The organism is Pseudomonas sp. FW305-E2 (assembly GCF_058782925.1).
The window spans coordinates 99,529-113,635 of sequence record NZ_JBYSYE010000013.1; the positions used below are offsets into that span (position 1 = coordinate 99,529).

Genomic DNA, 14,107 nt, shown 5'->3' on the forward strand with positions numbered 1-14,107 from the left:
GCTTACTGCGGGCCCATCTTGTCCATCAGCGCGGCGAGCATTTCGTACTCTTCGGCGGTGAGGTCGGTCAGCGGAGTGCGCACCGGGCCGGCGTCGTAACCGGCAATTCTGGCGCCGGCCTTGACGATACTCACGGCGTAGCCGGCCTTGCGGTTGCGGATGTCCAGGTAGGGCAGGAAGAAATCGTCGATCAGCTTGGCCACGGTGGCGTGGTCGTCACGGGCGATGGCGTTGTAGAAGTCCATGGCGGTTTTCGGCACGAAGTTGAACACCGCGGAGGAGTACACCGGTACGCCCAGGGCCTTGTAGGCGGCAGCATACACTTCGGCGGTCGGCAGGCCACCCAGGTAGCTGAAGCGCTCGCCCAGGCGACGACGGATCGACACCATCAGCTCGATATCACCCAGGCCGTCCTTGTAGCCGATCAGGTTCGGGCAGCGCTCGGCCAGTTTTTCCAGCAGGTCGGCGTTCAGGCGGCAGACGTTGCGGTTGTACACCACCACACCGATGTTTACCGATTTGCACACCGCTTCGACGTGGGCGGCGACGCCGTCCTGGCTGGCTTCGGTCAGGTAGTGCGGCAGCAACAGCAGGCCCTTGGCACCCAGGCGCTCGGCTTCCTGCGCGTATTCGATGGCCTGACGGGTAGAGCCACCGACACCGGCGAGGATCGGCACCGAGGTGGCGCAGGTGTCGACCGCGGTCTTGATCACCTGGCTGTATTCGCTGGCGGCCAGGGAGAAGAATTCACCGGTACCGCCAGCGGCGAACAGCGCGCTGGCGCCGTAGGGGGCCAGCCACTCAAGGCGCTTGATGTAGCCAGCCGGGTTGAAGTCGCCCTGGGCATTGAAGTCGGTGACCGGGAAAGACAGCAGGCCGTGGGAGAGGATGGATTTAAGTTCTTGTGGATTCATTGTTGTTGGCATCCTGTGGCGCTTGGGTGAGGGGGTGTTGTTTTGCGTTGGAGGTAAGTTATCGTACAACCTGTGCGATGACCAGTCCTTTTTCAGAATTTTGTGTTCTCGCCAGGGTGGCCGTCTGGATAGGTGTGTTGTGGCGCTCGATTTCACAGGCGCAGCAGGTACGACGACAAACACATGACGGTCATCGTATCTCTTGATGGGGGGAGGAAAAACGATCGCGGAGACAGGCACAAGCCCGCCGCCCGATTCCACGGGAAGTGTTCTGGGACCAGCAGAGGGTGACCGGGGAAACGGGGGCGGCCTTGCACCGCCCCGCGATCAAAGCAGAGGAAACTGAAGGTCAGGCCGCGTGCTGGCGCTTGATTTGCGCCTTGCGTACCTGGGCCCGGCAAGCATCGCCGAAGGCCTGGAAGATCTTTATCGAATCAGGGTTCTTCGCCGCCTGCCATTCAGGGTGCCACTGCACGGCGAACAGGAACGGCGAAATGCTTGGCGCGTGAATCGCTTCGACCAGGCCATCTTCGGCACGGGCGATGGCTTCAATACCGGCGCCGAGCTTGTGCAGGCCTTGACCATGCAGCGAGTTGACGCGAATCTCGTCGGTACCCAGGGTGTCGTGCAACCAGCTGCCCGGCTGGATCTTCACCCCATGCACCTGGGCGTACTGCACGTCGACCGGGTCTTCCGGGTTTTCCCGGTGGTCATTGAACCCAGGTTCGGCATACACCTTCTGGTAAATGTCGCCACCCAGGGCCACGTTGATTTCCTGCATCCCGCGGCAGATGCCGAAAATGGGCAGGCCACGCTTGATCGCCGCCTTGACCAGCGGAATGTCGAACAGGTCGCGGTTCTGGTCCTGGCCTTTGCCTGGGGTCTGGTTTTCCTGGCCATACAGGGCCGGGTCGATATTGCTGCCAGCGCCAGTCAGGTAAACGCCGTCGGCCATGTCCAGGTAGGTCTCGAGGTCGTCAGTGCCGCAGCAGGTAGGCACCAACACCGGGACGCAGTCGGAGAACTCGACCAGCGGGGTAATGTATTTGTGGGTCATGACCTGGTAGTCATGGCCTTTGCGCTCTTGGCTGCCCATGGTCATCAGGACGACGGGTTTGCGCAGGGAAGGTTGCTTGTTGCCAATGTTGCTGTTGGACATATGTCACCTTGGGACAGGTTCGACCTGTCGTTGTTGTGCAGGCGCACGGCTCGGGGCCCTGGGTGCTGCCTGTAGCCCCGAGCACTGCCGGCTCGTCAGAGGCGACGATTCCGGTCGGGGCTTGTAGATAGCTTGCCAGAGCCGTTCGATATGTCAAACGACGGAAGTGGGCTTTAGCGCGGGGGATACGCCGTTTTCTGGGGGGTGAAACCGATGCGGGCCTGTGGCGACGTGGGTTTGGCAGGGTCTGCGGTCAATAATATTTAACGATGCAGTTGGGTCATTGCAGCGGTGCAATGAATAGGTCGCTTGAAGTCACCTCGCTCCATGTGCGGCCTTGTGTCGCGAAGCCAACACCGTGGTGGATGGCACGGGCATCGCCCGTGTTCGCGGGCAAGCCCGCTCCCACAGGGAAGGCGCCAGCTTTTAGAAATTGAGCAAGACAGTTGCTCCCACACGCTATCCGCGTTACACCCCCAGGTTTTCAGCGCGGCTTGCGCAGCGCTGCATGCTGGGGGTTGAAGGTGAGGATCGCCAGCAGGGTGAACAGTGCGGTCAACCCCAGGCACACCGCCAGCGCCAGCAGGTTCAACCGCTCATAAAGTGCAAACCGCACCAGCTCTACGGCATGGGTGAACGGGTTCGCAGCACACAGCCAGTACAACCACTGGCTGGCCTCGCGCATTTTCCACAACGGGTACAGCGCCGACGACAGGAAGAACAGCGGGAAGATCACGAAGTTCATCACCCCGGCGAAGTTCTCCAGCTGGCGGATGGCGTTCGACAGCAATAGCCCCAAGGCACTGAGCATGAAGGCCACCAGCAGCAACGCTGGCAGCGCCATCAGCAGGCCTGCAGCCGGTGGTTGTACCCCGTATAACCAGGCGATGGCGAGGAAGGCATAGACTTGCAGCAGGGAAATCAATGAAGTTGCCAGCAGTTTGCTGCCCAGCAGGAACGGGCGTGGCAGCGGGCTGGTCAGCAACACGCGCATGCTGCCCATCTCGCGGTCGTAGACCATCGACAATGAGCCCTGCATGCCGTTGAACAGCAGAATCATGCAGGCCAGGCCGGGGATGATGTACACCTCGTAGGGGATGTAGGTGTCGTAGGGCTCGATGATGGCAATGCCCAGCGCTGCGCGAAAGCCGGCAGCGAACACCAGCAACCACAGCAGCGGGCGCACCAGCGCGCTGAGCAGGCGTGTACGCTGCAGCACGAAGCGCAGCCATTCGCGCAGCATGATGCCGTTGAAACATTGCCAGTAAGCGTTCATCGGGCGTTGGCTCCTGAGGGGGCGTTGGTCAAGCGGGCAAAGGCGTGATCGAGGTCACCGCCGTGCTCAAGGCTCAGCGCATCGGCGGTACCACTGGCCACCAGGCGCCCCTGATGCAGAATCAACAAATCATCGCTGGGCTGCACTTCGTCCAGCAGGTGAGTGGCCCACAGCACACTGAGCTGCTGCTCGCGGCACAACCGGCGCAGGTGCTGGTTAAGCGCCAGGCGGCTGGCCGGATCGAGGCCGACGCTGGCTTCGTCCAGCAGCAGCAGGCGCGGTTCATGCAGCAGCGCGCGGGCAATTTCCACCCGCCGCCGATGGCCGATGTTCAGCTCACGCACACGATCGCGCCGGCGTTCGCCAAGGCCTTGGCGGGCCAGTTCGGCTTCGACCCGCAGGTGGCTCTGACGCCGCGACAGGCCATGCAAGGCGGCGTGGTAGCGCAGGTTCTGCTCAACGCTCAGGTCCAGGTCCAGGGTGCTTTGCTGAAACACCACGCCCAGCTGGCGCAAGGCCGGGCGTGCAGCGTTGCGTAGTGAACAGCCGCACACGCGGATGTCGCCATGCTGCAGGTCGTACAGGCGCGTGAGCAGGGCGATCAAGGTCGACTTGCCGGCACCATTGGGGCCCAGCAATGCGGCGAAGCGCCCAGGTGCCAGGCTGAAACCGACCTGCCTGAGTGCCTCGCGCTGGCCATAGGCAAAGCTCACGTCACTGACGTCGAGGGCATTCATGGTGTCACCACCACGCCCCAGGGGTAGCGCCCGACCTTCACCGACTTGAGCACTTTGAGCTGCTTCACATCGATGACCGAAACGTCACCGCTGACACCGTTGGTGGCCAGCAACTGGCGCTGGTCCGGGGTGAATGCCAGCTGCCAGACCCGCCGCCCGACCAGCAGGTAGTCGAGCACATCAAAGGTCTTGGCATCGATCACCGCCACGTGGTTGGCCGGGCCCAAGGCGACGAAGGCGTACTTGCCATCGGCGCTGAGCTTGATGCCCACTGGCTGGACTTTGTCCGGGTGCACGCCCTTGATCTGGAAGTTCAGGGTTTTCAGCACCTGGCGCGTGGCCACGTCAAGTATGGTCACCGTGCCGCCGATTTCTGCCGAGGCCCACAGGCGCGAACCGTCTTTGCTGAACTCGACGAAGCGCGGGCGCTGGTCGACCAGCGTGCTGTCGGCCAGGGTCTGGGTGCTGGTGTCGATCCAGTGCAGCATGTTGGTGGTTTCACTGGTGTTGACCGCCCACTTGCCGTCAGGGCTGACCGCCATGCCTTCGGGTTCGATGCCGACTTCGATCTGCCCGAGCACCTTGTCGGTGACGGTGTCGATCACTGTCACCAGCGCATCGTCCTCGTTGGACACATACAGCCAGCGGTCGTTGGGGTGCAGGGCGAACTGCTCGGGGTCCTTGCCGGAAGGCAGCTCCTTGATGATCTTGCGTGTGGCCACATCCATCACCTGCACCCGGTCCGAATCGCTGGCGCAGATGTACAGCAGCTTGCTGTCGTGTGACAGCAGCAAGCCACGCGGGCGCTGGCCCACCGGCAGGGTTTCGGTGACTTCCAGCGTTTGCAGGTCGATCAGGCTGAGGCTGTTGTCCTTCTCGTTGGAGACCCAGGCGGTGGCAGCCATGGCGTGACTGCTGGCCAGCGCCAGGGCGCCCGACAGCAGGCTGGGGTAAATCAGGGCCCGGTGGAAGAGGGGGCGGCGCATGGCGGATTCCTTATTGTTGTGGTTGTCGGGTCAGGGGTAGCTACACGTCACTTCGGGCTTGTCATAGCCCAGGCTGTCCATTTCGTTGAAGGGATGCAGGAAACCCTCCTGCGGCGAGGTGCTGACCAGGGCGCGGGGCTGAACCAACGGGATCGGCTGGCGCAGTTCGCCGTTCCACGGGCGGTAACTGAGCTTGCGCCCCTTGAAGCCGTCCAGCGGCAACTGCTCGCTGAGCAGCAGTTGCTGCAGCGCGCGCGGTTCGGCCAGGCGCAGCTTGCTGGCCGCACTGGCGACACTGCGCACAGCCATCCAGGCGGCGAAGTCACGGTCATTCATCCAGCGCCCGGCCTGGGCCTCGAAGCGTTTTTGCAACTGCGCCGCCCCGAAGGTTTCCACCGTCTTGTGCCAGCCCGTGGGGGTCAGGCCCTGGGTACCGGCCACCGGTCGTGGATACCACGTCTGGTAGGGCAGGTACTCGCCGAAGTCACCGCGTTCGTCGGCCACCAGTACCACGTCGTACTCGGCAGTCTGGGTGAACAGCGGCATGTCGGCCTGGGCGCTGCGGCGCTGGTCGTTATCGAAGGTCCAGGTTTTCTCCGCGACCAGTTGCACGCCAAAGCGCTTCACCGACCGCCGCAGGGCAGCGGCGTAAGCCTGGTCGTCCGGGGGCTGGCCGACCACCAGCAATGCCCGTTGCCATTTGCGCAGTACCAGGAACTGCGCCAAGGCATCGGCCAGCATGGCCCGGCTCGGCAGGCTGTGCAGGACATTGCCCAGGCACTGGCTGCTGCGCAGGCTGTCGTCGGGGCTGCCGGCGTTGAACAGCAGGCTGTCGGGCAGGGCGGTAGACAGCGCGCGCAGGCTGGCGGCCGGGGCATTTACCACGAACAGGCGCAGGCCTTGTTCATGCTGGGCCCTGGCGGCTTGCAGCAGGGCCTCGGGGCTGTCGACATTGGCGCTGGTCAGCTGAAATTGCTGCTTCAGGAAGCGCCCGGTGCTGTTGCTGTCGACAATGGCCAGTTCGGCACCTTGGAGCCCGGCATCGCCGGGTTCGGGGATGACATTGGACAGCAGCGGGCCAGCGGCGGGGCGATAGCCCAGGTAGCCGATGCGTATGTGCAGCGGGGCTGCGGCCTGGCCCTGAGCGGCGGGCGCCAGAGGCGTAGCCAGCGTTGCGGCCAAGGCCAGCAGGCAGGTCAAGGCAAGGTGGGCAGGCTGGCGCATAACACACTCCACGGCAGATGGCGCCAGCATAGGAAGCCCGCCGGGAGGGGGAAATATGCAGAAAGTAGCGCTCGGCCGGTACCAAGGTAGTAATTCAGTGCGGGGGCCGCAGTTTTACGATGGTCCACAACGGCCTGAGGAGAACCGCTTGTGCGCCTTGTCAACTTGTCGGCCCTGTGGCGAGTCAACCTCTGGGTCACGTTATGCTTCGCCTTGGTGACGCTGGCTTGTGCCGGGGTGCTGTTGCACCAGGCGGTGGCCGACGTCGAGCGTGAGTTGCAGTCAGCCGAAGCCGTGGTGGCATACCTGGGCGACACCGCCGAACGTGACCCGGCAAACCTGCAGCCCGGCTTGACCAAGAGCCTGCGCCATGTGCGGGTGCACTGGCTGGCAGCGGGTGAGGTGCCAAGGCTGCCGCAAGAGGCCGGTATGGATGCCTGGCTTGGCCGCCAGTTGTTCGGCGAGCGCTACCACAGCAGCCGGCTGCTGGACTTGAGTGATGGCCGCCGCGTGTTGATTGCCGTGGATGCGCGGGATGAAATCGATGAAGTCTGGGACTCCCTGCAACAACTGCTTGGCGTTTGTGGCCTGGCGTTGTTGCTGAGCCTGTTGACCATCCGCTGGGCGGTACGGCGGGCCATGGGCCTGCTGGATGAGCTGCTGGGCGCCTTGCACCAGGTCTCAGGCGGGCAATTGACGGCACGCCTGCGCGAAGCCGGCCTGCCGGAAGCGCGCCAGCTGGCCAAACACTTCAACCGCATGGCCGCAGCTCTGGAGCAGGCCCAGGCCGACAATGCCCACCTGACCCAGGCCCTGCTGGCGGTGCAGGAGCAGGAGCGTACCCAGCTGGCGCAGACCCTGCACGATGATCTGGGGCAATACCTGGCAGGCATGCGAGCCCAGCTATGCCTGCTGCGTATGGTGGCCGAACAGCCTGAAGTGGTGACGCAGACGGCGCAGGCCCTTGAATTCAATTGCGAGCGCCTGCAGCAGGGTTTTCGCGCGCTGGTGCACAACCTGTATCCGGTGGCGCTGCACTACATGCCGTTGGCCGAGGCCTTCGGGCTGTTGGTGAGCCAGTGGCAGGCCAGCCAGGGCATCGAATGCCGGCTGCGGGTTGGCGAGCACTTGCCGGCGCTGCCTGGGGCGAGCCGAACGCATTTGTACCGCTTGCTGCAGGAGGCGTTGACCAACGTCGCCCGGCATGCCGGTGCCAGCCAGGTGCGGGTGCGCCTGCAGCGCAGTACCAAGGGCTTGCGCCTGTTCATTCGCGACAACGGCTGCGGCGGGTGCCAGCCCCAGCGCCCAGGGGTAGGCCTGCACTCGATGGCCGAGCGCGCCCGCAGCCTTGGGGGGGAGTTACGCATTTTCAGCCGCCCGGGCGGTGGCTGGGCGCTGGCCCTTAACATTCCCGAGGAGGTGCGATGAATATCGTGTTGGTCGATGACCACGCCGTGGTCCGCCAAGGCTACGCCAGCTTGCTGCGGGCGGTGCTGCCATTGGTGCAGGTGCGTGAGGCCGCCAGTGGTGAAGAGGCGCTGGCCAGGGTACAGGAGCAGGTGCCCAACCTGGTGATCATGGACTTTGGCCTGCCCGGTATCAGTGGCCTGGAAACCACCCGGCGCCTGCGCCAGCGCCTGCCGCAATTGCGGGTGCTGTTTTTCAGCATGCACGATGAGCTGCCGCTGGTGCGCCAGGCGCTGGATGCGGGTGCCTCGGGCTACCTGACCAAGAACTCGGCGCCCGAGGTGCTGATCGAGGCGGTGCAGCGGGTGTTGGCCGGGCATGCCTACATCGAGCAGCCCCTGGCCACCCAGCTGGCTTGCCTGTCACAGCAAAGTACCAGTGACCCGCGGTTGCAGCGCATGACCCAGCGCGAACTGGAGATATTCACGATGCTGGCCAAGGGTACCCCGGCGCGGGTGATTGCCGAGCAGTTGTGTATCAGTGCCAAGACTGTGTCCAACCACCTGACCTTGCTCAAGAGCAAGTTGCAGGTCAGCTCACATGCCGAGCTGGTGCATCTGGGGATTGATCTGGGGGTGGTGCGGGTGGCGGGGTGAGGTATTTCATTGCACCTGTTGGGGCTGCGTCGCAGCCCACCGCGCACAACGGAATGTGTTCAACCACCGATGCGTGTCCACCACCGATCTGTGTGTTGGAACGGGTTTACCCGCGAATACGGTAGCGGCAGCAACAGTGAACGGCGGGTGGAAATTGGCCAGCAGGGCCGGCCCTTTCGCGGGTGAACCCGCGCCTACAGGCCGCTCATTTGTCCCAGGTTTCAGGGCACCCCTTGCACCCCTCCATGTTGGCCTCCTGAAAATTCCCGTAATGCTGCCGCGCCCCGCGCAAATCGGCGTGTGCCAGGTTGCTCTGGCCAAACTTGGCCTCCTGCAGGTTGGCATCGCCCAGGTTGGCCGCTTGCAGGTCGGCCTTGCTCAACCAGGCCATCTCCAGGTCCGCCGCCTGCAAGTTGGCCTGCTGCAGCTTTGCCCCGGACAGCCTGGCGAACTGCAGGTAGGCTGCGCGCAGGTCCGCCTTTTCAAACTGTGCACCCTGGGCGAACAAGCCCCAGCCTTGAATGGCCACCAGCCTGCTGTTGCTCAGGTCAGCCAGGCGCAGATTGCTCTGTTGCAGGCTGGCGCGGGTCAGGTTGGCACCTTGCAGGCGGGCTTTTTCCAGATTTGCCAGGTCCAGTTGGGCATGACGCAGGTCGGCATCGCGCAGGTCGGCACCGGCCAGGTTCATCTTGCGCAGGTCCTGGTTGGCCAGGTTGGCGCCGCGCAGGTTGGCCCCCGGGCACTGGCTGGCTTCGGCAATCACACAGCCGTTGATGGTCAAGGGGGTATCGTTGCCAGTGTCGTCGGCGCTCACTGCCAAGGCAGGGGATAGCGCCAGCAGCAAGGTAAAGGGCAGGTAATTCATGGCAAAAGCCTCTGGGCAGGAGAAGGTCAGAAACGGGGAGGGGCGCAGGCCGCTCCCCGCTGCAGGTCAACGCTGTGCAGTCTTGTTGTCCCAACTCGGGATCTTGAACACCCAGAACGAACCACCCTGAGCCACCGGTTTGGTCAGCTCGGCCATGTCGCCGCCCCACAGCGGTACTGCACCGCCGTAGCCCACGGTCACGCCGATGTACTGCTCGCCGTCCTGCTCCCAGGTGATGGGCGGCGAGACGATGCCGCTGCCGGTCTGGAACTTCCACAGCTCTTTGCCCGTCTTGGCGTCGAAGGCCTTGAAGAAACCGTCGCCCGTGCCGGTGAATACCAGGTTGCCCTTGGTCGCCAACACGCCGGCCCATAACGGCAGGTGTTCCTTGTGTTCCCAGACCAGCTTGCCGGTGGTCGGGTCCATGGCGCGCAACGTGCCGACGTGGTCGTCGTACATGCGCTTGATACGGAAGCCCATGCCCAGATAAGCCGAGCCCTTCTTGTAGTTCACTTCCTCGGTCCAGTATTCCTCTTTCCACTGGTTGCCGGGGATGTAGAACAGCCCGGTGTCCTGGCTGTAGGCCATGGGGTTCCAGTTCTTGCCACCCAGGAACGGTGGCGAGACTTCCACCGGCTTGCCCTTGGTTTCACCCGGCAGCGGCTTGGCCGGGCGTTGGCCGGGGTTTTCCACCGGGCGGCCGGTCTTCAGGTCGATATGGCTGGCCCAGGTGATGTTGTCGACGAAGGGGAATGCGTTCTGCAGCTTGCCGTTGTTGCGGTCGACCACATAGAAGAAGCCGTTGCGGTCGGCGTGGGCGGTGGCCTTGACCACGTTGCCGTTCTTGTCTTTGTAGTCGAACAGCACCAGCTCGTTGTTGCCGGAGAAGTCCCAGGCATCGTTGGGGGTGTGCTGGTAGAACCACTTGACCTCGCCGGTACTCGGGTCGACGCCGACCTGGCCGGAGGTGTACAGGCTGTCGAAGTCATGCGGGTTGCCGTCCTTCGACGTGCGCGCCCAGGTATTCCAAGGGCCGGGGTTGCCAGCGCCGACAATGATGGTGTTGGTTTCGGGGTCGAAGCTCGCGCTTTGCCAAGGGGCACCGCCGCCGTGGCTCCAGGCTTCGACTTTGCCGGTTTCGGTGGTAGGGTCGTCTGGCCAGGACGGCGCCTTGACGTCACCGGTCGGGGTGCTGTCCTTGCCGTTCAGGCGGCCCATGTGGCCCTCCACGAAGGGCCGCATCCACACTTCTTCACCGGTGTCCGGGTCGCGTGCGAACAGCTGGCCGACCACGCCGAATTCATCGCCGGAGCTGCCGTGGATCAGCAGCACCTTGCCGCTGGTCTTGTCCTTGATCAGCACTGGCGCACCGGTCATGGTGTAGCCGGCGCTGTGGTCGCCGAACTTCTTGTTCCACACCACTTTGCCGGTGCGCTTGTCGAGGGCGATGACACGCGCATCGAGGGTGCCAAAGTAGATCTTGTCGCCGTAGATCGCCGCCCCGCGGTTGACCACGTCGCAGCAGGGACGAATGTTGTCGGGCAGGCGGTGGTTGTAGGTCCACAGGCGTTTGCCGGTCTTGGCATCGAGGGCGAATACCCGTGAGTACGAACCGGTGACGTAGACCACGCCATCGCTGACGATGGCCTGGGATTCCTGGCCGCGCTGCTTCTCGTCGCCGAAGGAGTAGGACCAGGCCGGGGTCAGCTTGAACACGTTCTTGTCATTGACCTGGGCCAGCGGGCTCCAGCGCTGGGCATTGGTGCCCATGCCGTACTGCAGCACGTCCTGGGTGGTCAGGTGGTCATTGGCGATGTCTTCCCAGGTGACGTTCTTGCCGGCAGGTGCAGCGGGTGTGCTGGCCGCTGTTGCCACATTGCCCAGGGCCAGGCTACCGGCTATCAGCAGGACGCGCACGCTCAGGGCCAGAGGGGAAAGGGCGGGTAGCGATCTTATTGTCATGGTTGCAGTTCCCAGTGGAGGTTTTGGCCTGCACAGGGTGGGGCGCCGCGGCCATCGCGGGATACGGAAAAAGTCCCGCCCTTGCCGGGAATAGTTCCCGCACGGCACCTCAATTGGCCCTTCGCCACAAGCCCTACTACCAAGGGATTAAGGCCCGGCCACCAAAGCAGCATTCGGCCGCCCGCGGGCTGTTTCTAAGATGGCGGCACGGCCTCTGTGGTTGAGGCTTTGTGTGCAATGGTGAGGGCATAACAATGACAACAAAATGCAATGTGTTGCTGGCTGCTGGGTTGCTGGCCGCAGCCGTGCTGACCGGTACAGCCTGGGCCCATGGCAACGTGGTGCCCCAGGCAGTGGAGACCAAGGGCCTGACCCCGATCAAGGACACTGGCGCGAGCCTGGACGGTGACGGCTGGGCCGCGGTCAACCCGTACCGCAGCTCGCCCGAGCACGACAAGGCCGTGGAAATCGGCGCCTCGGCCTATAACCAGAACTGCGCTGCCTGTCATGGCTTGGAGGCCAAGTCGGGTGGTATCGCCCCTGACTTGCGCATGCTCGATGCGGGTGATGCCGGCGATGAATGGTTCGTCGAGCGAGTACGCCACGGCGCGGTTCGCGACGGCCGCGTGTACATGCCGAAGATGGCCGATTACCTCAGCCAGGAAGCCCTTTGGGCGGTGCGCACCTACCTGGACAGCGTGCACGTCGAGGAGTGACGGCCATGCGTCTGTGGGCGGTGCTGTTGAGTGGCCTGCTGCTGTGTTGCGCGGCGGCCCAGGCGCAGGTGCGCAACTATGACGCGATCATCGCCGCCGGCGAGCTCAAGGTGGCGGTGTACAAGGATTTCGCCCCCTACAGTTTTCAGGACCACGGCCAGCCGCGTGGTGTCGATGTGGAGCTGGCGCAGGCCCTGGCCACGGCCTTGGGGGTACGCCTACAACTGATCTGGGCGCCACCCGGAGAAAAGCTCGACGATGACCTGCGCGACTACATCTGGCGTGGCAGCCCGCTGCGTCATCAGCAATTGGCCGACCTGATGATGCGGGTGCCTTACGATCGCGCCTACGCGCAACGGCGCAACGAGCTGGGGGAGCTGGAAAACGCCCAGGTGGTGATGTTCGGCCCCTATCAGCAGGAGCGTTGGCAGGTGGCCTACGATCGCCGTCGCCTGGCCTCGGTGGCCAGTGTCGCGGTATTCCAGCAGCATCCTATCGGGGTCGAGGTGGACAGCGTGCCGTCGTTCTACCTGACATCGGTGTTCAACGGCATGCTCAGCGCCAGGACCCACCATTACCCCAGCGTGCAGCAAGCTTTCGCTGCCATGCAGGCCGGCCAGGTGGACGCAGTGATGGCGATGCGCGGCGAGGTTGACTGGCAGCTGCACCAGGCCGCCGACCCGCAACTGGCCTTGGCAGAAAACGCCTACCCGAACCTTGGCAAACAGGCCTGGGAAATCGGCATGGCTGTGCATGAAAGCAACCGGCAGTTGGCTTATGCCGTGGAGGAGGCCATGGAAGCGATGATTCGCGATGGCCGGCTCAAGGCGATGTATGCCGCCTACGGCCTGCGTTACGAGGTCCCGGAGATGTATCAATAGGAGTGGCCATGAACTGGCGAGCAACTTTCCTGCTGGCCTGCTGGATGCCCTGGGCCGCCCAGGCTGCGACACAAGGCACCCCCACAGACCCGGTGCCTTCCGTGATGTGGGACTTCTACCACAAGCAGTTGCTGGGGCAGGCGGCGTTCGTGTTCGATGACCGTGTGAAGCTTCTGGCGCCGCCCTTTGCCGAGGATGCACGGCAGGTCCCGCTGGAGATCGACGCCCGGGCGTTCACGGGCGAGGTGGTGCGGATAATCGCCTGGGCAGAGCTGAACCCTCTGCCGCGCATCGTCGACTTTCAGCCCGGCGAGCGCGTGTTGCCCTGGTTGTCGATCCGCATCCGCATCGAACAGGCCACACCGTTGCGCGCCGCCGTACTGACACGCGATGGCCTGTGGCACGTCGGTTCGACCCTGATCGATGCTGCCGGCGGCGGTTGTACCGCACCCAGCGTGGTGCGCACCCAGCCCGGCTGGGAGGAGCACCTCGGGGAGGTGCTGGGCGGGCGCTACCCGCGTGGCGACAGCAGCCGCCTGCGCCTGCAGGTGGCCCACCCGATGGATAACGGCCTGGTCAGCGGCATTCCTGAATTCTTTCTCAACCATGCCGAGTTGCAAGGTGCAGATGGCCAGCGCTTGGCCAGCCTGGAGCTGTACCCGGCGGTCAGCGAAAACCCCAACCTGGGCTTTGACATCCAGGGCCCTGGGCCAACACGGCTGCTGTTGCAGGACAACAGCGGCAACCAGTTCGAGGCGGCGCTGCCCTGAGCGCGTTGTCTGATTTCACCCTGACCCGAGGCACCGTCATGCGTTGGATCCTGCTGTTGCTGCTGTGCCTGGGGCTGCCGGCCCAGGCTGATCTGGCGTACCGGCTCACCCCCCGGCAGATCGCCGAGGGCACCTGGTTGCTGGAAGGCAGCACTGACAATTTCGCCAAGGCCAATGGCGGCAATGTGGTCAACACCGCGTTCATCGTCACCGACAGCGGTGTGGTGGTGATCGACAGCGGGCCGTCGAAGGGCTATGGCGAGGCATTGCGCAAGGCCATTGCCACCCTCACCGACAAGCCGGTAGTGGAGGTGCTGCTGACCCATCATCATCCTGACCATGTGCTGGGCAACCAAGCCTTTGCCGATGTGCCGATCGGTGCCCTGGCCGGCACCCGCGACCTGCTGCGCCAGCAAGGCGATGCCATGGCCGAGAACATGTATCGCCTGGTCGGCGACTGGATGCGCGGTACCGAGGTGGTGCTGCCGACCCGGCTGCTGCAGCCGGGCGTGCATGAGGTGGGTGGGCACCGCCTGAGGTTGCTGGGGCTGGGC

Annotated in this window: 14 protein-coding genes; 6 read left to right on the top strand and 8 right to left on the bottom strand. The window is 64.0% G+C overall.

Annotated features, from left to right (window positions below):
• Positions 1–2 precede the first annotated feature (2 nt).
• The 6 genes from kdgD to AC3WLP_RS13050 all read right to left on the bottom strand — a co-directional run bounded on the left by kdgD (position 3) and on the right by AC3WLP_RS13050 (position 6,296).
• On the bottom strand, positions 3–914 hold the full coding sequence (gene kdgD, locus AC3WLP_RS13025; protein WP_010954445.1) for a 5-dehydro-4-deoxyglucarate dehydratase: 912 nt from the start codon (positions 912–914) through the stop codon (positions 3–5).
• A 349-nt stretch (positions 915–1,263) separates the two neighbouring features.
• Complete coding sequence (locus AC3WLP_RS13030; RefSeq protein WP_012052788.1) at positions 1,264–2,073, bottom strand: gamma-glutamyl-gamma-aminobutyrate hydrolase family protein; 810 nt, start codon at positions 2,071–2,073, stop codon at positions 1,264–1,266.
• Positions 2,074–2,557: 484 nt separating this feature from the next.
• On the bottom strand, positions 2,558–3,349 hold the full coding sequence (locus AC3WLP_RS13035) for an ABC transporter permease (RefSeq protein ID WP_012052787.1): 792 nt from the start codon (positions 3,347–3,349) through the stop codon (positions 2,558–2,560).
• The gene (locus AC3WLP_RS13040; protein WP_003254104.1) at positions 3,346–4,086 is read right to left on the bottom strand and encodes an ABC transporter ATP-binding protein; all 741 of its coding nucleotides are present in this window, start codon (positions 4,084–4,086) and stop codon (positions 3,346–3,348) included. Before AC3WLP_RS13040 ends, AC3WLP_RS13035 begins: the two co-directional genes overlap by 4 nt.
• Positions 4,083–5,072 (bottom strand): YVTN family beta-propeller repeat protein, encoded by a 990-nt coding sequence (locus AC3WLP_RS13045; RefSeq protein WP_088512309.1) that lies wholly within the window; start codon positions 5,070–5,072, stop codon positions 4,083–4,085. Before AC3WLP_RS13045 ends, AC3WLP_RS13040 begins: the two co-directional genes overlap by 4 nt.
• Positions 5,073–5,102: 30 nt before the next feature.
• On the bottom strand, positions 5,103–6,296 hold the full coding sequence (locus AC3WLP_RS13050; protein ID WP_088512308.1) for an ABC transporter substrate-binding protein: 1,194 nt from the start codon (positions 6,294–6,296) through the stop codon (positions 5,103–5,105).
• A 150-nt stretch (positions 6,297–6,446) separates the two neighbouring features.
• On the opposite strand from AC3WLP_RS13050, the gene AC3WLP_RS13055 reads away from it, so the two are divergent.
• Both AC3WLP_RS13055 and AC3WLP_RS13060 read left to right on the top strand, forming a co-directional pair.
• Positions 6,447–7,724: a HAMP domain-containing sensor histidine kinase gene (locus tag AC3WLP_RS13055; protein ID WP_012052785.1), complete on the top strand. Its 1,278-nt coding sequence runs from the start codon at positions 6,447–6,449 to the stop codon at positions 7,722–7,724.
• On the top strand, positions 7,721–8,359 hold the full coding sequence (locus AC3WLP_RS13060) for a response regulator (RefSeq protein ID WP_003254098.1): 639 nt from the start codon (positions 7,721–7,723) through the stop codon (positions 8,357–8,359). The genes AC3WLP_RS13055 and AC3WLP_RS13060 overlap by 4 nt, the downstream gene beginning before the upstream one ends.
• Before the next feature lie 205 nt (positions 8,360–8,564).
• Here AC3WLP_RS13060 and AC3WLP_RS13065 read toward each other — a convergent pair whose 3' ends face one another.
• Positions 8,565–9,224 carry a pentapeptide repeat-containing protein gene (locus AC3WLP_RS13065; RefSeq protein WP_012052784.1) on the bottom strand — a complete coding sequence of 220 codons (660 nt, stop codon included), beginning with the start codon at positions 9,222–9,224 and terminating at the stop codon, positions 8,565–8,567.
• A 66-nt stretch (positions 9,225–9,290) separates the two neighbouring features.
• The gene (gene exaA, locus AC3WLP_RS13070) at positions 9,291–11,186 is read right to left on the bottom strand and encodes a quinoprotein ethanol dehydrogenase (protein ID WP_012052783.1); all 1,896 of its coding nucleotides are present in this window, start codon (positions 11,184–11,186) and stop codon (positions 9,291–9,293) included.
• A gap of 254 nt (positions 11,187–11,440) precedes the next feature.
• Between exaA and pedF the strand changes: the two genes are divergently transcribed.
• The 4 genes from pedF to AC3WLP_RS13090 form a co-directional block, all read left to right on the top strand.
• Positions 11,441–11,902, top strand: a complete 462-nt coding sequence (gene pedF, locus AC3WLP_RS13075; protein WP_017147699.1) for a cytochrome c-550 PedF — start codon at positions 11,441–11,443, stop codon at positions 11,900–11,902.
• 5 nt (positions 11,903–11,907) lie between these two features.
• Entirely contained in the window at positions 11,908–12,783 is an 876-nt protein-coding gene (locus tag AC3WLP_RS13080) for a substrate-binding periplasmic protein (protein ID WP_012052781.1), read from the top strand.
• Positions 12,784–12,791: 8 nt separating this feature from the next.
• The gene (locus tag AC3WLP_RS13085) at positions 12,792–13,553 is read left to right on the top strand and encodes a quinoprotein dehydrogenase-associated SoxYZ-like carrier (RefSeq protein WP_088512307.1); all 762 of its coding nucleotides are present in this window, start codon (positions 12,792–12,794) and stop codon (positions 13,551–13,553) included.
• Between the two features lie 38 nt (positions 13,554–13,591).
• On the top strand, positions 13,592–14,107 hold a 516-nt coding region (locus AC3WLP_RS13090), incomplete at its 3' end, for an MBL fold metallo-hydrolase (RefSeq protein WP_146039866.1).

What these genes read in the sequence shown, in the direction of transcription:
- AC3WLP_RS13035 (WP_012052787.1), bottom strand. Translation starts at nt 3,349, where the DNA reads ATGAACGCTTACTGGCAATGTTTCAACGGCATCATGCTGCGCGAATGG.
- kdgD (WP_010954445.1), bottom strand. Translation starts at nt 914, where the DNA reads ATGAATCCACAAGAACTTAAATCCATCCTCTCCCACGGCCTGCTGTCT.
- AC3WLP_RS13080 (WP_012052781.1), top strand. Translation starts at nt 11,908, where the DNA reads ATGCGTCTGTGGGCGGTGCTGTTGAGTGGCCTGCTGCTGTGTTGCGCG.
- AC3WLP_RS13065 (WP_012052784.1), bottom strand. Translation starts at nt 9,224, where the DNA reads ATGAATTACCTGCCCTTTACCTTGCTGCTGGCGCTATCCCCTGCCTTG.
- exaA (WP_012052783.1), bottom strand. Translation starts at nt 11,186, where the DNA reads ATGACAATAAGATCGCTACCCGCCCTTTCCCCTCTGGCCCTGAGCGTG.
- pedF (WP_017147699.1), top strand. Translation starts at nt 11,441, where the DNA reads ATGACAACAAAATGCAATGTGTTGCTGGCTGCTGGGTTGCTGGCCGCA.
- AC3WLP_RS13050 (WP_088512308.1), bottom strand. Translation starts at nt 6,296, where the DNA reads ATGCGCCAGCCTGCCCACCTTGCCTTGACCTGCCTGCTGGCCTTGGCC.
- AC3WLP_RS13060 (WP_003254098.1), top strand. Translation starts at nt 7,721, where the DNA reads ATGAATATCGTGTTGGTCGATGACCACGCCGTGGTCCGCCAAGGCTAC.
- AC3WLP_RS13045 (WP_088512309.1), bottom strand. Translation starts at nt 5,072, where the DNA reads ATGCGCCGCCCCCTCTTCCACCGGGCCCTGATTTACCCCAGCCTGCTG.
- AC3WLP_RS13030 (WP_012052788.1), bottom strand. Translation starts at nt 2,073, where the DNA reads ATGTCCAACAGCAACATTGGCAACAAGCAACCTTCCCTGCGCAAACCC.
- AC3WLP_RS13085 (WP_088512307.1), top strand. Translation starts at nt 12,792, where the DNA reads ATGAACTGGCGAGCAACTTTCCTGCTGGCCTGCTGGATGCCCTGGGCC.
- AC3WLP_RS13040 (WP_003254104.1), bottom strand. Translation starts at nt 4,086, where the DNA reads ATGAATGCCCTCGACGTCAGTGACGTGAGCTTTGCCTATGGCCAGCGC.